At 74.1% G+C, this 17,408-nt stretch carries 17 protein-coding genes; 11 read left to right on the top strand and 6 right to left on the bottom strand.

Annotation, left to right across the window (positions count from 1 at the left end; all coding sequences use genetic code 11):
• Positions 1 to 85: 85 nt before the first annotated feature.
• From ACWCXC_RS23955 to ACWCXC_RS23920, 8 genes are all read left to right on the top strand, one after another.
• On the top strand, positions 86 to 994 hold the full coding sequence (locus ACWCXC_RS23955) for a DUF3626 domain-containing protein (RefSeq protein WP_450890494.1): 909 nt from the start codon (positions 86 to 88) through the stop codon (positions 992 to 994).
• A 32-nt stretch (positions 995 to 1,026) separates the two neighbouring features.
• Positions 1,027 to 1,896 carry an AraC family transcriptional regulator gene (locus ACWCXC_RS23950; protein ID WP_450681555.1) on the top strand — a complete coding sequence of 290 codons (870 nt, stop codon included), beginning with the start codon at positions 1,027 to 1,029 and terminating at the stop codon, positions 1,894 to 1,896.
• 148 nt (positions 1,897 to 2,044) lie between these two features.
• Positions 2,045 to 2,884: a CPBP family intramembrane glutamic endopeptidase gene (locus ACWCXC_RS23945; RefSeq protein ID WP_450681556.1), complete on the top strand. Its 840-nt coding sequence runs from the start codon at positions 2,045 to 2,047 to the stop codon at positions 2,882 to 2,884.
• A complete protein-coding gene (locus ACWCXC_RS23940) occupies positions 2,881 to 4,035 on the top strand; it encodes a sensor histidine kinase (RefSeq protein ID WP_450681557.1) in 1,155 nt (384 codons plus the stop codon). The genes ACWCXC_RS23945 and ACWCXC_RS23940 overlap by 4 nt, the downstream gene beginning before the upstream one ends.
• Positions 4,032 to 4,715: a response regulator gene (locus ACWCXC_RS23935; RefSeq protein ID WP_450681558.1), complete on the top strand. Its 684-nt coding sequence runs from the start codon at positions 4,032 to 4,034 to the stop codon at positions 4,713 to 4,715. Before ACWCXC_RS23940 ends, ACWCXC_RS23935 begins: the two co-directional genes overlap by 4 nt.
• A gap of 114 nt (positions 4,716 to 4,829) precedes the next feature.
• The gene (locus tag ACWCXC_RS23930; RefSeq protein WP_450681559.1) at positions 4,830 to 5,693 is read left to right on the top strand and encodes a S1 family peptidase; all 864 of its coding nucleotides are present in this window, start codon (positions 4,830 to 4,832) and stop codon (positions 5,691 to 5,693) included.
• A 132-nt stretch (positions 5,694 to 5,825) separates the two neighbouring features.
• A complete protein-coding gene (locus tag ACWCXC_RS23925) occupies positions 5,826 to 6,551 on the top strand; it encodes a DUF981 domain-containing protein (RefSeq protein ID WP_450681560.1) in 726 nt (241 codons plus the stop codon).
• A gap of 186 nt (positions 6,552 to 6,737) precedes the next feature.
• Positions 6,738 to 6,965 (top strand): hypothetical protein, encoded by a 228-nt coding sequence (locus ACWCXC_RS23920; protein ID WP_450890493.1) that lies wholly within the window; start codon positions 6,738 to 6,740, stop codon positions 6,963 to 6,965.
• 16 nt (positions 6,966 to 6,981) lie between these two features.
• On the opposite strand, the gene ACWCXC_RS23915 is transcribed toward ACWCXC_RS23920, so the two are convergent.
• The 5 genes from ACWCXC_RS23915 to ACWCXC_RS23895 form a co-directional block, all read right to left on the bottom strand.
• Entirely contained in the window at positions 6,982 to 7,962 is a 981-nt protein-coding gene (locus tag ACWCXC_RS23915) for a helix-turn-helix transcriptional regulator (protein WP_450681562.1), read from the bottom strand.
• Between the two features lie 134 nt (positions 7,963 to 8,096).
• Positions 8,097 to 8,603, bottom strand: a complete 507-nt coding sequence (locus ACWCXC_RS23910) for a hypothetical protein (RefSeq protein ID WP_450890492.1) — start codon at positions 8,601 to 8,603, stop codon at positions 8,097 to 8,099.
• 103 nt (positions 8,604 to 8,706) lie between these two features.
• Positions 8,707 to 9,246 carry a hypothetical protein gene (locus tag ACWCXC_RS23905; protein ID WP_450890491.1) on the bottom strand — a complete coding sequence of 180 codons (540 nt, stop codon included), beginning with the start codon at positions 9,244 to 9,246 and terminating at the stop codon, positions 8,707 to 8,709.
• A gap of 285 nt (positions 9,247 to 9,531) precedes the next feature.
• The gene (locus ACWCXC_RS23900; RefSeq protein WP_450890490.1) at positions 9,532 to 11,157 is read right to left on the bottom strand and encodes an N-acyl-D-amino-acid deacylase family protein; all 1,626 of its coding nucleotides are present in this window, start codon (positions 11,155 to 11,157) and stop codon (positions 9,532 to 9,534) included.
• An 83-nt stretch (positions 11,158 to 11,240) separates the two neighbouring features.
• Positions 11,241 to 12,548 carry an amino acid deaminase gene (locus tag ACWCXC_RS23895; RefSeq protein WP_450890489.1) on the bottom strand — a complete coding sequence of 436 codons (1,308 nt, stop codon included), beginning with the start codon at positions 12,546 to 12,548 and terminating at the stop codon, positions 11,241 to 11,243.
• 180 nt (positions 12,549 to 12,728) lie between these two features.
• On the opposite strand from ACWCXC_RS23895, the gene ACWCXC_RS23890 reads away from it, so the two are divergent.
• Genes ACWCXC_RS23890 through ACWCXC_RS23880 form a run of 3 tightly spaced genes read left to right on the top strand, consistent with a single transcriptional unit; the run spans position 12,729 to position 14,950 of the window.
• Positions 12,729 to 13,778: a sugar kinase gene (locus tag ACWCXC_RS23890; protein ID WP_450890488.1), complete on the top strand. Its 1,050-nt coding sequence runs from the start codon at positions 12,729 to 12,731 to the stop codon at positions 13,776 to 13,778.
• On the top strand, positions 13,775 to 14,533 hold the full coding sequence (locus ACWCXC_RS23885; protein ID WP_450890487.1) for an IclR family transcriptional regulator: 759 nt from the start codon (positions 13,775 to 13,777) through the stop codon (positions 14,531 to 14,533). The genes ACWCXC_RS23890 and ACWCXC_RS23885 overlap by 4 nt, the downstream gene beginning before the upstream one ends.
• 6 nt (positions 14,534 to 14,539) lie before the next feature.
• Complete coding sequence (locus tag ACWCXC_RS23880; protein WP_164641300.1) at positions 14,540 to 14,950, top strand: RidA family protein; 411 nt, start codon at positions 14,540 to 14,542, stop codon at positions 14,948 to 14,950.
• Positions 14,951 to 15,034: 84 nt separating this feature from the next.
• On the opposite strand, the gene ACWCXC_RS23875 is transcribed toward ACWCXC_RS23880, so the two are convergent.
• On the bottom strand, positions 15,035 to 17,374 hold the full coding sequence (locus ACWCXC_RS23875; protein WP_450890486.1) for a protein kinase domain-containing protein: 2,340 nt from the start codon (positions 17,372 to 17,374) through the stop codon (positions 15,035 to 15,037).
• Positions 17,375 to 17,408 lie beyond the last annotated feature (34 nt).

The following is a 17,408-nucleotide window of genomic DNA, read 5'->3' as shown; positions in this document are numbered from 1 at the left end:
CCCGGGAAGCGCCTGCCGGCCCGCCCCGCCGGGTCGGCGCGGAAAGCGTGTGACGGCCGCGCGGGCGGCACCATAGGGTCACCGCATGGACCGGCACACCAGACACGATTCCGGCGACCGGGCCCTGCGGCACGTCGCCTCCCTCTCCTCGGGGGACCCGCTCGACCCCGCGCTGCGGCTCACGCTGAACCTGCATCCCGACCGCGCGTCGGCGGGGCTGCCGGTGCTGGAGGCCCTGGCCCGGGACGGCGTCTACCACTCGCAGTTCGTCACCGGCACCAGCAACGGCGGCCTCACCGCGCACCCCGGCGGCGACCGCTGGCTGTGGGAGAGCCGGATCTTCGGCGGTGCCTACGACGAGGCGCCCGCCGAACAGCGGCCGGTGTACGGGGCGCTGAACTTCCGGCGCTCGCCCGTCGGGGCCGCGCCCCGCTTCGGCTCCGCCCATCTGCGATTGACGGGCGAAACGTTGCACCGCGCCACCTTCTGCTACCCCGACAGCGCCGCAGAGCCGTCCGACTTCGGCGTCGCCGCCGGGACGCATCTGATCGCCCTGGCCGAGGCCGACGACCAGGACGCCCTGGACGACTACATCGAGGCGCAGGTCCACGGCCCGGTGCTGCTGGACCGCGACGTGGAGGCCCTGGTCCTCGATCCCTGCTACCGGGGCACCCCGGTGGAGTCGGCCGCCCGCGCCCTGCCCTTCCGTACGGAATGGCACGCCGGATTCCGGCTCTCCGTGGAGCGGCTGCGCGAGCACGGGGACTACCGGGGCGAGGAGTTCGTCGCCCTCGGCGCGAAGATCGCCGAGGACGGCTTCCTCGACCCGCGGATCATCGGAGACGCCGCCCGGACCGGCCGGTACGACCTCCAGGCGCTCAAGCGGGTCTGGCATCTGCTCGCCCGGTTCGGCGCGCCGTCGCTGTCCGGCCGCCGCACCACCCGACCGGACCGGGCACAGGATGTCGGGCCCGGCACCCCCGCCCCTTCCTAGCGTGGTCGGCGTAAGGAAGGAAGGAGACCGGGGTGCTGGAACGGCTGAATCTGGCCATGGACCGCATCGAGGAACGGCTGACCGGTGAGGTCGACGTGGCCGAACTGGCGGCGCTCGCGACGACGTCCGAGTACCACCTGCGGCGGATGTTCTCGGCCCTGGCCGGGCTGCCGCTGTCGGAGTACGTCCGGCGCCGGCGGCTGACGCTCGCGGGTGCCGAGGTGCTGGCCGGTGAGCGGACGCTGCTGGACGTGGCGGTGCGGTACGGATACGGCTCGGGCGAGGCGTTCGCCCGCGCGTTCCGGGCCATGCACGGCATCGGTCCGGGCGAGGCCCGGCGCACCGGCGCCGCGCTCAGCTCCCAGCCCCGGATGTCCTTCCGTCTCGTCGTCGAAGGGACCAGCAGCATGCGATACCGGATCGTGGAGAAGGAGGAGTTCCGTGTGGTGGGCCGGAAGGCGCGTGTTCCCCTGGTGCACCAGGGGGTGAACCCGGCCATCGCCGCGTTCGTCAGGGGGCTCGGCCGGGACACGGTGGAGCGCATCGCCGCCCTGTCCGACCAGGAGCCGGAGGGGATCCTCGCGGTCAGCGACGGTCTCGACCCGAGCCGGGCGGAGGGCACCGAACTGGACTACTACCACGCCGTGGTGAGCTCGGCGCCCGTGCCCGAGGACATGGACGCGCTCACCGTCCCGGCGGGCACCTGGGCGGTGTTCGAGAACGAGGGCGCCTTCCCGCAGGCGCTCCAGTTCCTCTGGCGGGACGTGTTCACGGAGTGGTTCCCGTCCAACCCGTACCGCAGCCGCCCCGGCCCGGAGATCCTGAGCGTCCGCCTCTCGCCCGACGGGGCCGACGCGCGGGCGCGGTTGTGGATCCCGGTGGAGCGCGCCCCCGCCGGCTGACCGGCCGTCCGCCCCCGGTGGCGGCCGCCGTCCCCCGTGAGAGCTACGCGCAGGTGTCCACCGCACGGTGACGATCTCCGTGCGCCGGATCCGTAGCGTCGGAGCGAAGCCGCGGAAGAGGTCCGGGGCTCCGGAACAAGGGGGACGCATGAGGATCGTGTGGCAGCTGCTGACGGTGGTCGCGATCTGGGCGGGGGGCGGTCTGACCGTCCAGGCGGTGGGCGGGAACCCCTGGCTCGCGCTGGTGACCGGGACGGTGACCGCCGTCCTCTCGGTGGTCGCCTACCGGTGGATCGTGGGGCGCACCGAGCACCGGCCCGTCACGGAGCTGTCCGGCGACGGCGCCGCGCGGACCACGGCGCTCGGCACCCTGCTGGGCGCGGGTCTGTTCGCCGCCGTCGTCGTGAACCTGGCCCTCCTCGGGGACTACCGGGTGGACGGCATCGGCTCGGTGTCCGGCGCGGTGGGGCTGGTGGGCTTCATGGCGGCCGCCGCCGTGACGGAGGAGGTGGTCTTCCGGGGCGTGCTGTTCCGGGTGGTGGAGGAACGGCTCGGGACCTGGGCCGCGCTGGCCCTGACCGGGGCGGTGTTCGGGCTCATGCACCTGTCCAACCCGCACGCCGATCTCTGGGGCGCGTTCACCGTCGCCGTCGAGGGAGGCGGGATGCTCGCCGCCGCGTACGCCGCGACGGGCCGGCTGTGGCTGCCCATCGGTCTGCACTTCGGCTGGAACTTCGCCGGGGCCGGCATCTTCGGTGCCGAGGTCTCGGGCAACGGCTCGTCCGACGGCCTGCTGGACGCCTCGACCTCCGGGCCCGATCTGCTCACCGGCGGCTCCTTCGGCCCCGAAGGCAGCGTCTACTCCCTGGTGTTCACCGTGCTGGTGACGCTCGTCCTGCTGCGGACCGCCCACCGGCGCGGCCGGATCGTGCCCCGGCGGGGGCGGCGTGCGGAAGCGGCCGGGGCGCGCACTACGGTCGCCCCGTGAGCCTTCCCCGTACCCTCCCGGCGTTCTGGCAGCGACTGGACGTCACGGTCCGCGACCTTCCGCTCGGACTGCTCCTCGCGGCCATGTCGTACCTCCCGGGCCTCCAGCACCGGGGTACGGAGCTGGGAGGGCTGCCGGGGCGCTCCTTCGACGCCCTGACCGCGCTCGCCGTCGCCCTCCAGTGCCTGCCGCTGGCGGTGCGGCGGCGGCTGCCGGCGCTCTGCCTGGCCCTGGTGACGCTCGGCTTCGCCGTGGACCAGCTGCGCGGCTACCACCTGATCGCGGGCATCGCGCTGCCCGTCGCGCTGCTGAGCGCGGGCTCCCATCTGGAGCGGCACCGGCGCACCACCGCGCTGGTCTTCACCACGGTGTACGCGGCGCTGGCGGTGGCGCTCTCGGCGGCCGGCCCCGGCGAGACCCCCGTCGGGTACGCCGGGTTCCTGTCGGCGCTGGCCCTCGCCTGGGGCGCCGGAACGTGGCTGCGCCACACCCGCGCCCTGGAGGCCGAGCACCGCCGCCGGGTCGCCGAGGACACCCTGCTGGCCGAACGCACCCGGATCGCCCGGGAGTTGCACGACATCGTGACCCACCACGTGACGGCGATGGTCGTGCAGGCCGAGGCCGCCCGCTATCTGACCGCGGCCCCCGACCGGCTCGACCGGACCCTGGAGACCGTGGGGGACACGGGCCGCCGGGCCATCGCGGATCTGCGGCAGCTGCTGGACCTGCTCAGCCCCAGCGAGGGCAGCGGGCCGAGGACCCCGGCGGTCGGCCGGATCCGCACGCTGGTGGAGCAGACCCGCGACTCCGGCCAGCCGGTGGAGTTCACGGAGGAGGGCACCCCCGCCGCCGCGACCGGCAGCGCGGAGCTGGTGGCCTACCGTGTGGTGCAGGAGGCGCTGACCAACGCGCTCAAGTACGCCCACGGCAGCCGCACTTCGGTGCGGGTGCGGCACACGGGGAGCGAGATCACGGTGGAAGTGGGCACGGACGGGTCCGGGACCCGGGCCCCGGTCGCGGGCGGCAGCGGGCGCGGGCTGGCGGGGCTGCGGGAGCGGGTCGGCGTCCTCGGCGGCGACTTCGACGCGGGCCCGCACGGCGACGGCGGCTTCCTCGTCACCGCCCGGATACCGGCGGGGAGCGCCTCGTGACCGAGCAGACCCCCGCCACGGCCCCCGACCCCGTCCGCGTCCTGGTCTGCGACGACCAGGTCCTCGTCCGCACCGGACTGGCCACGATCATCGACGCCCAGCCGGACCTGGAGGTCGCTGGGGAGTGCGGCGACGGGCGCACGGCGGTCGAGATGGCCCGCCGGCTGCGGCCGGACGTCGTCGTGATGGACATCCGCATGCCGGTCCTCGACGGCATCGAGGCCACCCGCCTGCTGGCCGGCTCCGGGGTGGCGGACCCCGTCAAGGTGCTCGTGGTGACCACCTTCAACCTGGACGCGTACGTGTACGAGGCGCTGCGGGCCGGGGCCAGCGGCTTCCTGCTGAAGGACGCGCCGCCGGCCCAGCTGCTGCACGGGATCAGGACGGTGCGGACGGGGCAGGCGCTGCTGGACCCGGAGGTGACCCGGGCGCTGGTCGGGCGGTACGCCGCGCGGATCCGGCCCGCCGACGGTGCCCCGGAGGTATCCGCGCTGACCCCGCGCGAGCGGGAGGTGCTGCGGCTGATCGCGGACGGCCTCTCCAACGGCGAGATCGCGGCGGCCCTGGTGATCAGCCCGGAGACCGTCAAGACCTTCGTCTCGCGGATCCTCGCCAAACTCGGCCTGCGCGACCGCGTCCAGGCGGTCGTGTACGCGTACCGACAGGGGCTGGTGTCCTGAATTCGCTCCTTGTGGCGATCCCCCGTGTGCGTAACCATGCGCATGTCAAACCGGAAGAACTTCGGTTGCAGAGGCCCCACACGCTCTGCACAGGTCACTTGAGGGGACCCCCACATGAAAAAGCCTCTCGTCGGTGCGCTCTTCACGGTGCTGCTCCTCGGCGCCGGCGCCCTGCCCGCGGTCGCGGCCACCGGCCATGACGCGCCACTGCCTCAGGCGGACGTCCGGGCGAAGGTCAAGCCCAGGGCGGTGAGCTTCGCCGGGACCGTCGCGCTCAGCAACTGCTCCGGATCGGTCGTGCGCACCCCGAGCTCCCAGCCCGGCGACCCGGCGCTCGTCCTCTCCAACGGGCACTGCCTGGAGACCGGGTTCCCCGGGCCGGGCGAGGTCGTGTTCAACCAGCCCTCCAGCCGCTCGTTCACTCTGCTCAACGCCTCCGGCAGCGGCGTCGGCACGCTGCGGGCGAGCAAGGTCGCGTACGGCACGATGACCGACACCGACATCTCGGTGTACCAGCTCACCTCCACGTACGCCCAGATCGAGAGCGCCTACGGCATCAAGGCGCTGGAGCTCGACACCGCGCATCCGGTCCAGGGCACCGCGATCACCGTCGTCTCCGGGTACTGGAAGCGTACCTACAGCTGCAACGTCGACGGCTTCGTCTACCGGCTGAAGGAGGGGGAGTGGACCTGGAAGGACTCGGTCCGCTACACCTCCGCCTGCCAGACCATCGGCGGCACCTCCGGGTCCCCCGTCGTCGACAACGCCACCGGCAAGGTCGTCGCCGTGAACAACACGGGCAACGAGGACGGCCAGAGCTGCACGGACAACAACCCGTGCGAGGTCGACGAGAACGGGCAGGTGACGGTCCGCGAGGGCATCAACTACGCCCAGGAGACCTACGGGATCGCCGCCTGCGTCGGTGCCGGCAACGTCTTCGACCTGAATCGTACGGGGTGTGTGCTGCCCAAGCCGTGACGGCCGGACCGCTCTCCCCGGGGCGGAGGTGTGCTCCGTCCCGGGGGCGTGGCGGTGACGCGGATGACCCGGACAGCTCAAGCGGGCTGCTCAATGGGCGTTATGGGCGAAATGCGGCTATAGGCTCCGCGCATGATCAGCCATGCCCTTCCTCTGGCGGCGTCCGGTCTGAAGATCGACTGGACCAAGATGCCGACGTACAACACGATCATGTCCGTCGCCGCGGGCGCCGGCCTCCTGCTGGTGGTGGCGCTCGGATACCAGCTCCTCGACTCCCGTCGCACCGTCACCCCCGAGGGCTGGGCCCTGGCGTTCGGGGCGATCGGCTTCACCCTCGTCACCACCGGCCTGCACATGACCCTGACCTGGCCGCTGGCCGGGCAGGGCTTCCCCTTCGACAACGTCATCTTCGGCGAACCCGCCCTCGCCTTCGGCGTCTTCCTCCTCGCGGGGGGCTTCTACCTCTGGAAGCAGGGCGCCCTCGTCGTCGACGGCGCCGACCGCGTGGCCCGCGCGGCCCGGATCGCCGGCCCCATCTCGGTCTTCGTCTTCGGCCTCGGGCTCGCCTGCTTCGGGATCGCCGCGGCCGGCTGGAAGTACACCCTGTTCGCCGCGCCCCCCGAGGAGCCCATCTCCGGCGAGTTCGCGGACATGCCGATGCTGGAAGCGAGCTTCATGTCCGGCCTGTACGTCCTCGTCGGCATCGGAGCCCTCCTGTTCCCGTTCGCGCTGCGCCGCCCCCGGACGTGGATGGCCCCCGTCATCGGCGTCGTCTGGGCACTGGCCGGGCTGGCGTTCCTGTTCTTCGGCGGGCTCAACTACTTCACCCACATCGGACTCATCGTCAACACGATGTGACCCGTCCCGCCTCGCGCCAGGGCCCGCCGTGGCAGCATGCTGCCTCCGGCTGGCAGCTGACTGCCGTACGGAGGGCCCCCGGGCCGCCCCCGCCGGCTGCCAGACTCGGCCGCGACGCTCCGGGCGCTCCGCCCGGAGCGAGCGACGGACCTCCGCGGTGGCCGCGGAACGGGGGAGCAGCACGAGATGGACAACGACAGGAACCGCGGGCGGGCCCGCACCGGGGGACGGGCGCGGCGTACGGTCTTCGGCGCACTGGCCGCCGCATGCCTGGCGGCGGCCGTCGCCGGCGCCGCGGGGTCCGCCCCGTCCGGCACCGCGCCGGAGGGGACGCGCATCGCGGCGGTGGGCTTCGACCCCCGGATCTGCGACGTGAAGTGCGTGGCCAACGGCTGGCAGAGGGACGACCGGTAGGCCGGGACGGGCGGGGTCAGATCCAGCCGCGCTCACGGGCGAGCAGCGCCGCGTGGGCGCGGTTCTCCGCGCCCAGGATCTGGAACAGCTCGGAGACGTGCCGCCGGTAGGTGCGCAGGGACACCCCCAGCTTCCGGGCCCCCGCCTCGTCCTTCGCGACGGTGCACATCGCCTCCAGTACGCGCAGTTGGAGCGGCGAGACCCCGGCCGACGCGTCCTGCGACTGTCCCGCGGCGGTCTCGAAGTCCTCCGCCGCCTCCCACAGCCGCTCGAAGTTGTTGATGATCGTGGTGACGATCCCGCGCTCCCGCGAGCAGAGCGCGCCCCTGGCGGTGTCCGAGGGGTCGATCGGCACCAGCGCGGTGTGCCGGTCGTAGATCAGGATCAGCTCGTCCAGCGTGTCGAGGACCCTGATCCGCGCCCCCGCCGCGTTCAGCTCGCGCAGATACGACAGCGTGAGCGGGTCCGCGAGTGCCGAGGCCCGGACCAGATTGCGGATGACCACCCCCCGGCGCAGACACCTCATGTCGAGCGGCCGGGCGTGGGCGATGTTCTCCGGTGTCAGCGCGTCGTAGGGCTCCGCCGACTGGACCTCGGAGCGGGCGAAGAAGGAGAGTTCGTCCAGGCGGGTGCGGATGTCCGCGATCTCGGTGAGGCGTTCGGTCGGTCCGTCCGCCGCGCCGGACTCCCGGGCCGGGGACTCGCCGGCCAGCGAGTCGATGACCGGTTGCAGCCGGGAGAGCATGCGGATGCTCTCGTACAACTCCTCGAGGCGCTGTTCGGCCAGGCGCCCCACGACGGCCTCCGGGGAGCGGGCCCACACCCGGCCGCCCTCCTCCTTGAGCAGCCGCAGCTCGCGGAAGCGGCGCAGTGCGCCCTCGGTCTCCTCGGGCGCGCACCGCAACAGGATGTGCACGTCCTCCAGTTCGGCGCCCGGGTTGCGCAGCAGATGCCGGTAGACGTCCTCCTCGGCCTCCGTCAGCCCGAGTATCTGCATGGTGTGCGCGATCAACGCCGGTGACCCTCCCCCGTGAGCCGCGCCCCGACGGGGGCCGTGCGGTCCGGGGGAGTGTAGAGCGCGAGCGCGCGGGCGGTAAAGGGGCGCCCAGGCAAGGGAGTTGGGGCGGCGCGCTACGTGCCGTCGTGCGCGGCGAGCACCGTCAGGGACCAGCGGACGCCCTCGGGGGCGTCGACCGACAGGCCGTACTCCTCGTCGCCCAGCACGCCCGCCTCGAACTGGTTCCTCGACTCGGTGACGGCCGGCCACTGGTCGCCGCACGGCACGTCGAAGGTCGGCTCGGGCGTCATCGCGACGGTCACGGAGCCCTTGCCCCGGCAGTCGACGTAGATCCAGTGCTCCCGGCCGCCGTCGGCCCGGAACGAGCCCAGGTCCTTCTTCCCGGTGCCCGGCCGGGCGGTGAGCACCACCCGGCACGGCTCGGGGTCGGCTTCCCCGCACGGCCCGGAGCGCGGCACCCGCATCTCGGTCGCGGGAGCCGGTGCCTTCGACGCCCCGGCGCGCGCGGCCGTCCGAGGGCCGGGGTCCGCGCCACACCCGGCGGCCAGCAGCAGGGCGCCGCAGGCCAGCAGCGCGCCCACCGGGCGGGCCGGTGGCAGCGACCGTCGTGTCCCCCGCATGATTCCTTCTCTTCTCGTCCGCATCGGTACTCCGCCTCACGTTCGGGGCGGGTGCCGGCCGGCCGCACGGGAGACGGCCGGCCGGCACCCGGGATCGGATGCGTCAGCGGGAGACGACGGTGAACTTCCACCCGTTCTCGTGGGTGGGGGCCCAGGCGCTGTAGCCGCTCGCCAGGGTCGTCGTGGAGCAGTTGCCGTTCACCCGGTAGTAGCGCCAGTTGAACTTCTTGCCGAACGAGCCGTAGCGGGACTGGAGGTACTTGCCGGACGGGATGTTCTTGGTCACCTTGTGCCCGACCGTGATGGTGGAGGTCTTGGTGACGGACGCGCCGGTGGTGACCTTGGCCTGGGCGATCACCCCGCCGACACTCGCCTCGCCGCTCACGGAGAAGGAGTACTTCAGCGATCCGCTCTTCTTGACGGACACGGTGACCTTCCCCGGGCCCTTGCCGTCCTTGAACCGCGCCGAGGCGATCGAGTGGTGGACGGTCCTGACCGAGGTGACCGAGTAGTTGCGCTCGGTGGGGCAGCCGGTGGCGACCCGGCCGGTGGCGGCCGCGGGGGTGGCCGCGAGCAGGCCGCCCAGCAGGACGACCCCCGTTCCGACGGCGGTGGCGCGGGCGGTGAACTGACGGGTGGACATGGTGGACTCCTCGTCCTCGGCGCGCGGAAACGCGCTCGGGCTCATCGTGGAAGACCCGCGCCGGGGGCGTGTGGTGAAAGCGGCGCCGAGCAGGCGGGACTCCCACCACACGCCCTGGGGGCCGGCTGTGTGCCGTCGTCCCCGGCGGGCAGCGCCAACGATGGCAGGAGGCGAGGGGCGGCGGGCCGCTTCCGGCGTGCACCAAGTGGCCAGTCGCTGGCAGCATCCTGTCGCTCCGTCAGGAAGCCGGACGCCCTCCTCGGGCGTCGTCCGGCGGCTCCGCGCTCAGCCCCGTTCCCGCCCCGCCCCCCGCACCGCGCGCCCCGCCAGGACCTGGGTCCGGCGGCCGTCCTCGATGACGAAGCGGCCGTCGACGAGGACGTGGGGGATGCCGGTGGGCAGGGCGCGCGGAGTGTCGAAGGTGGAGCCGGCGGCCACCGTGGCGGGGTCGAAGAGGACGAGGTCGGCCCGGTAGCCCTCGCGGACGTAGCCGCGGTCGGGCAGGCGCAGCCGGGCGGCCGGGCGGGAGGTGAGGTGGGCGACGCACTCCTCCAGGGAGAGGACGCCCAGCTCGCGCACGTACCGGCCCAGGTACTCGGGGAAGGTGCCGTAGGCGCGGGGGTGCGGTTTGGCGCCCTGGAGGATGCCGTCGCTGCCGCCGGTGTGGACGCGGTGGCGCATGATCCGCCGGACGTTCTCCTCGTGGCCGACGTGCTGGAGGATCGTCGTCCCGAGCCGGTCGCCCAGGAGCAGCCGGCGCGCGGTCGTCCAGGGCTCCTCGCCGCGCAGCCGGGCCGAGGCGGCGACCGTGCGGCCGACCTCGCCGGCGAGCGCCGGATCGCTGACGCCGGAGATCTCGATGGTGTCCCACTCGATGGGCACCCCGTGGCAGCCGTCCGAGCCCACCACCTCCAGATCGTGGCGGATCCGTGCGGCGGTCCCGTCGTCGGCCAGCCGGGTGAGGACGGCCTCGGGCCCGCCCTCGCCCGCCCAGCTCGGCAGCATGGCGACCAGGGTCGTGGAGCCCGGGGTGTACGGGTAGGTGTCGAGGGAGATGTCGGCGCCACCGTCGAGCGCGCGGTCCAGGAGCGCGAGGAGTTCGGGGGCGCGCCCCTCGTTCACGCCGAAGTTCATCGTGGCGTGGGCGAGGTGCAGGGCGCAGCCCGCGGCGCGGGTGAGCCGGACCATCTCCTCGTACGCCTCCAGCGCCCCGGCGCCGTACGAGCGGTGGTGCGGGCAGTAGTAGCCGCCGTAGGAGGCCACCACCCGGCACAGGGCGGTGAGTTCGGCGTCGTCCGCGTACATGCCGGGGGTGTAGGTCAGCCCGGAGGACATGCCGACGGCGCCCTCGGCCATGCCCCGGGCGACCAGCTCCCGCATCCGGTCCAGCTCGGCGGCGGTGGCAGGGCGGTCCTCCCAGCCGACCGCGTACATCCGGACCGTGCCCTGCGGGATCAGATAGGCGGCGTTGACGGCGATGCCCTGCCCGCCGAAGTTGCGGTCCAGGCGGTCGAGGTATCCGCCGACGGTGGACCAGTCGAAGTCGATGTCGTCGCCGTCGCCGTTCCAGCCGGTGATGGCGCGCCGGACTTCGGCGCGGGTGCGGTCGTCGACGGGGGCGTAGGACAGGCCGTCCTGGCCGAGGACTTCGAGGGTGACGCCCTGGGCGGCCTTGGCGCTGTGGTCGGGGTCGCGGAGCAGCGCCAGGTCGCTGTGGGCGTGCATGTCGACGAAGCCGGGGGAGAGGGCGAGCCCGGAGGCGTCCAGGACGCGGGCGGCGGTGGGGCGGGGGCCGGGCGCGTCGGCCCGGTGGATCTCCGCGATCCGGCCGCCGGACAGGGCCACGTCGGCGCGGTAGGAGGGGGTGGCGGTGCCGTCGACGACGCGGGCGTCGCGGATGACCAGGTCCATGGGGTGCCTTTCGGCGGGTCCGGGGCGGCCGGGGCGGTGCCGTGGGACACGCCCCGGTCCCGGACCCGGGTTCATCGATGGGCTCAGAAGTACGTGCGGACGTAGTCCGTGACCGTGCCGTCCGCCTCCACCAGCGGGATCAGCTGCCACTTGTCGAAGCTCGTGCAGGGGTGCGACAGGCCGAGGCCCACCCAGTCCCCGACCTCCAGCTCCGCCCCGGCCCCGGTCCGCAGCCAGGTGTGCTGGTCGGACAGGCCGGTGACCTCGATGTCCGTCGCCGGCCGCACCGCGCCGTCCCGCCCGGACCGCACGACCTGCGCCTCCGGGAGATCCAGGTCGTACGCCGCGTCCCGCTTGCCGGCGTTCAGGAAGGCCTGGCCGGCGTCGGGGCGGGAGACGACCTGGGCCCAGAGCCGGAACGCGGGCCGGAGCGCGCCCTCGCCGGGGACCCGGTTGAAGGGGGTGATCCGGCGGTAGTGCCCGTCGTCGTGCGAGACGTACGCCCCCGAGCGCAGCAGCTTCAGCACCGGCCGCGAGAGCGCGGGGATGCCGGCGAAGACGTCCGCGACCGCGTCGAACCAGGCGCTGCCGCCCGCGCTGACGACGATCCGCTCGTCCTCGCCCAGCCCGGCGAAGCGCCCGGCCGCGTCGAACTCCGCGGCCAGCGCGACCAGCCGGCCGAGCCACGCCCGGACCCGCTCGCCGTCGGCGCGCGGGACCTCGCCCTCGTACCCGGCCACGCCCACCAGGCGCAGCGTCCCGGCCGCGGCCACCGCGTCCGCGACGGCCGCGCAGCCTGCCTCGGTGCGGGCGCCGGTGCGGGCCCCCTCGCCCGCGCCCAGCTCCACGACGACGTCCACGGGGCGGGCGGCGCCCGCCGCGCGCAGGGCCTCGTCCATCAGCTCGACGCCGCGCACCGAGTCGACGTAGCAGACGAAGACGAAGTCCGGGTCGGCGTCCAGCTCGCCGGCGAGCCAGCGCAGCGCGGCCGCGTCGACCAGCTCGTTGGCCAGGAAGATCCGGCGCACCCCGAACGCCCGGCAGACGCGCGCCTGGTGCGGGACGGCCACCGTGATGCCCCAGGCGCCGCGCTCCAGTTGGCGGGCGAAGAGGCCCGGGGCCATCGAGGTCTTGCCGTGCGGGGCGAACGCCAGGCCGTGGCGTTCGGCGTACGTCTCCAGCAGCGTGAGGTTGTGGTCGACCGACTCGGCCGACAGTGCGAGCACCGGGGTGGTGAATCCGCCCGTGAACAGAGCGCGCCGCTGGGCGGCGAGCGCGCCGACGGTCAGCCCCTCGGCGTCGGGCGGCAGCCCCTTGAACCGGTGGTCGACCGGCTCGTCCGCGAGCGCGGCGAGTCCGGCCAGTCCGGTCACGGGGTGCTCGACAGCCATGGGGCCTCCTCGGCCGAAGTGGGTCCTGTGCGGATCCCGTGCGGAGGGTGTCCCGCCCGCACGGTGGGTTGCAGCATATGCAATGCCCATTGCGTATATCGCTCAGGGCTGTCTAACATCCGAGCCGATACCCGGTCAATGCCACGACCGGTGGAGCCCGCCCGACCCCGAGGAGCCCGCGTGCCCGGAACCCCGGCCAGGACCGACGCCGACACGGCCCCCGACGTCGTGTGCCTCGGCGAGTCCATGGTGACGTTCCTGCCCTCGCGTCCGGGCCGCCTCGCCGACGTCCCCTCCTTCGGACGCGGGATCGGCGGCGCCGAGTCCAACGTCGCCTGCGCGCTCGCCGCGGCCGGACACCGGGCCGCCTGGGTCAGCCGGGTCGGCGCCGACGGCTTCGGCGACCACCTCGTCGACACCGTCGCCGGCTACGGGGTCGACACCTCCGGAGTGGAGCGCGACCCCGCCCGCCCCACCGGCATCTACTTCCGCACCGCGACCGACCGCGCCACGGACGTCCACGAGGTGGCCTACTACCGGGCCGGCTCCGCCGCCTCCGCCATGTCCCCCGACAACGTCCCGCTCCACGCGCTCCTCGCCGGCCGCGTCCTGCACCTCTCCGGCATCACCGCCGCGCTCTCCGACAGCTGCCTGGACCTGCTGCGCGCGCTGACCGCCCCGCGCCCCGGCCGGCCGCTCGTCTCCTTCGACGTCAACCACCGCCCCGGTCTGTGGCGCGGCCACACCCGCTCGCCCGAGGTCCTGCTGGAGCTGGCCCGCCGCGCCGACCTCGTCTTCGTCGGTGAGGACGAGGCGGAGGATGCCTGGGGCCTGCGCGGTACGGCGGCCCTGCGCGCCGCGCTCCCCGAACCGCCGGTCCTCGTCGTCAAACGCGGCGCCGAGGGCGCGACGGTCCTCTCCCGCACCGGCGGCGACGCGACCGAGACCCATGTCCCCGCGCTCCGGGTCGACGTCGTCGCCCCCGTCGGCGCCGGCGACGCCTTCGCCGCCGGCTTCCTCTCCGCCACCCTGCGCGGACTGCCCGACCGGGAGCGGGCCCGGCACGGCCATCTGATGGCCGCCGCCGTCCTCACCGTCCCCGGCGACCTCACCGACCCGCCCGCCCGCGACCGCGCCGACCGCCTGGCCGCCCTCGACGACGCCGCCTGGGGGAGACTGCGACTTCGCCCCGGGTGGACGGGGGACGACCAGGAGGTACGTACGCCATGAGCCAGACCGTCGACCGGGCGCTGAGCATCCTGCCGCTCCTCGCCCAGGGGCCCGCCGACCTCGGACAGGTCGCCGACCGGCTCGGCGTCCACAAGTCCACCGCCCTGCGGCTGCTGCGCACCCTCCACGACCACGGACTGGTCTACCGCCAGGACGACCAGCGCTACCGCCTCGGCGCCCGGCTCTTCGCCCTCGCCCAGGAGGCCGTCGAGAACCTCGACGTACGGGAGATCGCGCACCCGCACCTCGTCGCCCTCAACGCGGAGTGCGGACACACCGTCCACCTCGCCGTGTACGAGGAGAACGAGGTCCTCTACATCGACAAGGTCGAGAGCCGCTACCCCGTACGGATGTACTCGCGCATCGGCAAACCCGTCGCGATCACCGTCGCCGCCGTCGCCAAACTGCTCCTGGCCGACCTCTCCGAACCGGAGCGGCGGGCCATCGCCGAACGGCTCGACTACCCCATGTACACGTCCCGTTCGACCCCCGGTCCCGGCGCCTTCCTCAAGGAACTGGCCACCGTGCGCGAACAGGGATGGGCCACCGACCTCGGCGGCCACGAGGAGTCCATCAACTGCGTCGGCGCCCCCGTCCGAGGCGCCGACGGGCGCGTCGTCGCCGCGATGTCGGTCTCCGCGCCGAACGTGGTCGTCACGGCCGAGGAACTCCTCACCCTGCTCCCCCTGGTCCGTCGCACCGCGGACACCATCAGCCGGGAGTACTCCGGCACCACCCGACCCAAGAGAGTCTGATCAGCGATGACCGACAAGACCGCCCTCACTCCGAGCACCCACACCACCCCGCCGGCGAAGTTCTCGCACGGCGTGCGCAAGGGAAACATCCTCCAGGTCGCCGGCCAGGTCGGCTTCCTGCCCGCCGTCGAGGGCCAGGCCCCGACCCCGGCCGGCCCCACCCTGCGCGAGCAGACCCTCCAGACCTTCGCCAACGTCAAGGCGATCCTGGAGGAGGGCGGCGCGAGCTGGGACGACGTGATGATGATGCGCGTCTACCTCACCGACGTGGACCACTTCGCCGAGATGAACGAGATCTACAACGCCTACTTCGCCGAGCAGGACCTCAAGGAGGCCCCCGCCGCCCGCACGACGGTCTACGTCGGCCTGCCCAAGGGCCTGCTCATCGAGATCGACGCCCTCGCGGTCCTCGGCTGACCCGCACCCGTACCGGACGGACCCGGCACGGCGCTCCCTGACAGGCGCCGTGCCGGGTCCTTCGTTCCGAGGGGCCCGCGCGGTCTACGCGGCCGAGGCGCAGATGATGCTCCGGCCCTGGTTGACCGGCCAGTACCAGAACCGCTCGCCCCGGCCCGCCGGACAGGTCCAGTTCTCCCCGGCCTTCGGCGCCCGGTAGAAGCCGGTGATGCGCAGGATGGACTGCCCGGCCACGGGAACGGTCGACGCGTCGCAGTTCCACACCACGGTCAGGTCCGCGCTGGTCCCGCCCCGGACCTTCGCGGGGAAGCACTGCCCCACCTGGTACACCCGGTCCAGGCAGAGCGTCCGGGTGATGCCGTCGTCGCCGGACCGGCTCCACCAGGTGAACCCCGCGCCCGTGTCGCACGAGGCCGACGCGCCGTCCCGGGTGCTGACCCGGTTGACGTGCATGTACGCGTTCGAGGCGCGGCAGCCGACCCGGATCGGGCGGTCGGCGCTCATGTTGCCGTGTCCGTCGTTGTAGACGTTCAGGCAGTCTCCCGCCCGCACCGCCGCGAACGCCCGGTCGGTGGCATCCGGCGTCGGGGTGGGGGTGGGGGTGGGGGTCGGCGTGGGCTCCTCCGTCTCCTCGTCGTCGTCCGAGGAGCCCGCCGAGGAGTCCGTGGCACGGTCCGCGTCGTCGCCCGTCGAGCCCGTGGTGCGCCCGGCGCCGTCCGTATCGGTGCCGCTGCCGTCCGTCTGGGGGCCGAGGCCGCCCGAGGCGACGGAGCCCGCGCCGCCGCTCCCGGACGAACTCCCGCCCCCCGTACCGCCCGTCGTCTCCCACGGGTGCCACACCAGCAGGGCGACGACGAGCCCCACGGCGACCAGCCAGCCCAGCGCCGTCGAACCGCCGGACGAGCCCGGCGAGGACGGTGTGCCCGGCGAGGACGGCCGTCCTGACCCCGACGAGGACGGTGTGCCGGCACCTGCCGAGGCCGTACGGGCCTGGGCGCGCGCCGCCCGTCGGCGGGCCTCCCGCTCGGCCCGCTCCCGCGCCGCCCGCTGCCGCTCGGCCTCCTCCCGGGCCGCCCGCTCCCGCGCCTCGCGCGCCCGCTCGGCCCGTTCCCGCTCAAGGCGCTCCCGCTCCGCACGCCGCTGGGCGCGCTCGCGCTCGGCCCGTTCGTGCTCCTGCGCCGCGCGCTCCCGCTCACGCCGGGCGCGCTCGGCCTCGGCCCGCTGGGCCGCCAGCCGCTCGGCCTCCTGACGGGCCGCCTCCACCCGCTCGGCCTCGGCCCGCTCCTGCTCGGCCTGCTCCGCCCGCCGCTGCTCGGCCAGTTCGGCCAGGGCGGCCATCTCCCGGCGCGCCCGGTCGGTGCGCGTGCGCTCCTTGCGGGCCCGGTCCCGGGCCGCGCGGGCCAGCCGCTCCGGCGGGTAGACCAGCGTGGGCGGGGGTGGCGCGGGGCCGACCCGGGTGGGCCCGGGGACGGTCGCCGCCGTGGGCGCCCCGGCCCCCGCCGCCGGGCCGCCGGCCAACTCCACGCCCTGCGCGGCGTAGGCGCCGATCAGCTCGGTCCAGCGCGGCGGCAGCCATCGCGTACCACTGTGCGAGGCCGGCAGATGGGCCTGGTCGCGGCGGAAGCGGGTGAGCAGGTCCGCCGGGGACGGGCGGCCCGTCGGATCGACCGCCAGACAGGGGCGGATCGTCGCCACCAGCTCCTTGGGGAGCCCGGTGAGATCGAGTTCGCCGCGCTGCACCCGGGCCAGCAGCCGCAGGGTGTCGCCGTCCGCGCGGTAGGGCGGGCGCCCGGTGGCGAGCAGGAAGAGCGTGGCGCCCAGCGAGTAGACGTCGGACGCCGCCGTGGACGCCTCGCCGCGCGCCTGCTCGGGCGAGGTGAAGGCGATGGTGCCCAGGGTGAGCCCGGTCAGGGTGAGATCACTGGCGTGCGAGATGCCGAAGTCGATGACCCGGGGGCCGTCCAGCGGCAGCAGCACGTTCTGCGGCTTCACATCGCGGTGGACGATGCCCTCGCCGTGCAGGGTGACCAGCGCCTGGGCCGTACCGGCGGCGATCCAGCGGACGGCGGAGGCGGGCAGCACCCCGCAGGAGCGCACCAGCTCGGACAGCGGCGGGGCCGCGATGTAGTCGATGGCCATCCACGGCCGTTCGGCCTGCGGATCGGCGTCCCGCACCCGCGCGGTGAACGCGCTGTCCACGCGCTGCGCGAGCGCCACTTCGCGGGCGAAGCGGCGCCGGTCGACATCGCTGACGCTGCCCTCGGCCAGCAGCGTCTTCACGGCGACGAGTCCGCGCCCGCCGTGCCGGGCGCGGGCCAGATAGATGCGTCCCATGCCGCCGGACGCCAGCCGTCCGATCAGCCGGTACGGTCCGAGCGTCGCCGGATCGCCCCCGCCCAGCGCCTGAACTCGCGCCCCGGCCATGTCACTTACCTCCTGTCCGTGCCACCCTCAAGCC

It is taken from the genome of Streptomyces sp. NPDC001515, assembly GCF_053597115.1.
The sequence above is the reverse complement of the archived record's forward strand: the minus strand, read 5'-3'. Positions and strand labels throughout refer to the sequence as shown.

Bases quoted from the DNA above. Each gene is read 5' to 3' on its own strand.
- ACWCXC_RS23910 (WP_450890492.1), bottom strand. From the start codon at position 8,603: ATGCGGGGGACACGACGGTCGCTGCCACCGGCCCGCCCGGTGGGCGCG.
- ACWCXC_RS23875 (WP_450890486.1), bottom strand. From the start codon at position 17,374: ATGGCCGGGGCGCGAGTTCAGGCGCTGGGCGGGGGCGATCCGGCGACG.
- ACWCXC_RS23915 (WP_450681562.1), bottom strand. From the start codon at position 7,962: ATGCAGATACTCGGGCTGACGGAGGCCGAGGAGGACGTCTACCGGCAT.
- ACWCXC_RS23880 (WP_164641300.1), top strand. From the start codon at position 14,540: ATGACCGACAAGACCGCCCTCACTCCGAGCACCCACACCACCCCGCCG.
- ACWCXC_RS23905 (WP_450890491.1), bottom strand. From the start codon at position 9,246: ATGTCCACCCGTCAGTTCACCGCCCGCGCCACCGCCGTCGGAACGGGG.
- ACWCXC_RS23955 (WP_450890494.1), top strand. From the start codon at position 86: ATGGACCGGCACACCAGACACGATTCCGGCGACCGGGCCCTGCGGCAC.
- ACWCXC_RS23885 (WP_450890487.1), top strand. From the start codon at position 13,775: ATGAGCCAGACCGTCGACCGGGCGCTGAGCATCCTGCCGCTCCTCGCC.
- ACWCXC_RS23920 (WP_450890493.1), top strand. From the start codon at position 6,738: ATGGACAACGACAGGAACCGCGGGCGGGCCCGCACCGGGGGACGGGCG.
- ACWCXC_RS23945 (WP_450681556.1), top strand. From the start codon at position 2,045: ATGAGGATCGTGTGGCAGCTGCTGACGGTGGTCGCGATCTGGGCGGGG.
- ACWCXC_RS23900 (WP_450890490.1), bottom strand. From the start codon at position 11,157: ATGGACCTGGTCATCCGCGACGCCCGCGTCGTCGACGGCACCGCCACC.
- ACWCXC_RS23895 (WP_450890489.1), bottom strand. From the start codon at position 12,548: ATGGCTGTCGAGCACCCCGTGACCGGACTGGCCGGACTCGCCGCGCTC.
- ACWCXC_RS23925 (WP_450681560.1), top strand. From the start codon at position 5,826: ATGATCAGCCATGCCCTTCCTCTGGCGGCGTCCGGTCTGAAGATCGAC.
- ACWCXC_RS23930 (WP_450681559.1), top strand. From the start codon at position 4,830: ATGAAAAAGCCTCTCGTCGGTGCGCTCTTCACGGTGCTGCTCCTCGGC.